The organism is Stenotrophomonas sp. HMWF023, assembly GCF_003060985.1.
Lineage (GTDB): Bacteria > Pseudomonadota > Gammaproteobacteria > Xanthomonadales > Xanthomonadaceae > Stenotrophomonas > Stenotrophomonas lactitubi.
The window spans coordinates 1-1,302 of the sequence record NZ_QAIJ01000282.1 but is presented as its reverse complement, the minus strand read 5'-3'; the positions used below and the strand labels follow the sequence as shown (position 1 = coordinate 1,302).

Annotated in this window: 1 protein-coding gene; it reads left to right on the top strand. The window is 66.5% G+C overall.

From position 1 onward, the window contains the following. Positions 1–1,302: efflux RND transporter permease subunit (locus tag DBR20_RS23350; protein WP_258223392.1), on the top strand; the 1,302-nt coding region annotated here is incomplete at both ends.

Here is a 1,302-nt window from a genome sequence, read left to right as displayed (position 1 = left end):
ACCCTGGCGTCCGGCGCCAACGCACTGGCCACCGCCGATGCGGTGCGCGCGGAGCTTGAAAGGCTGCGGCCCACGTTCCCGCCCGGGCTGCAGGTGGCCTATCCACGCGACAGCACGCCGTTCGTACGGGTCTCCATCGAAGGGGTCATCCACACCCTGATCGAGGCGATCGTGCTGGTGGTGGTGGTGATGTTCCTGTTCCTGCAGAACGTGCGCGCCACGCTGATTCCGGCGATCACGGTGCCGGTGGTGCTGCTGGGTACTTTCGGCGTCCTCGCGGTGGCCGGCTTCACCATCAACACGCTGACCCTGTTTGCGATGGTGCTGGCCATCGGCCTGCTGGTCGATGATGCGATCGTGGTGGTGGAGAACGTGGAGCGCATCATCCACGAAGAGCATCTGCCGCCACGCGAGGCAACCGAGAAGTCGATGGGCGAGATCACCGGTGCGCTGATCGGCATCACCGTGGTGCTGGGCGCGGTGTTCCTGCCGATGGCGCTGTTCGGTGGTTCCACCGGCATCATTTACCGGCAGTTCTCGATCACCATTGCATCTGCCATGGCGCTGTCGGCGCTGGTCGCGCTGACCTTGACCCCGGCGCTGTGCGCGACCCTGCTCAAGCCTTCGTCGGCACAGAAGCCACCGGGGCGCTTCTTTGCTGCGTTCAACCGTGGCGTCGAACGCAGCCAGTCGGCCTACCAAGGCAGGCTGGGGGGCGTGGTGGCCCATCCGCGGCGCTGGATGGCGTTCTACCTGCTGCTGGTGATCGCCATGATTGCCTTGTATGCGCGCATGCCGACCGGCTTCCTGCCGGTGGAGGACCAGGGCCAGGTGACCTTCCAGTTCTCCACGCCGGAAGGCACGCCGATGGCGCGCACCGAGGCGCTGGGCGAGCAGATCAGCCGCTACTTCATGGAGCATGAAAAGCAGAACCTGGACGTGGTGTTCGTGGTGGTCGGTCGTAACAATGCGGGCACCGGCCAGAATGCGGGGCAGGGCTTCCTGGCTCTCAAGCCATGGGACGAGCGCAACGGCGACAACACTGCGGCGGCGATCATCGCGCGCGCCAACGCCTATTTCCGCAAGCTGCCCGACGCCAAGGTCAACGTGCTCGCTCCGCCAGCCGTGCGTGGCCTGGGCCAGTCCAGCGGTTTCGAGCTGTGGCTGCAGGACACCAGCGCTGCCGGACGCGTGGCCTTGCAGGCCGCGCAGGAACAGGTGGTGCGCGCGGCCGGCGAGGATGACGGTCTGACGTCGGTGCGCTTGAACGGGCTGGGTGACAAGGCCGAGCTGCGGCTGGAC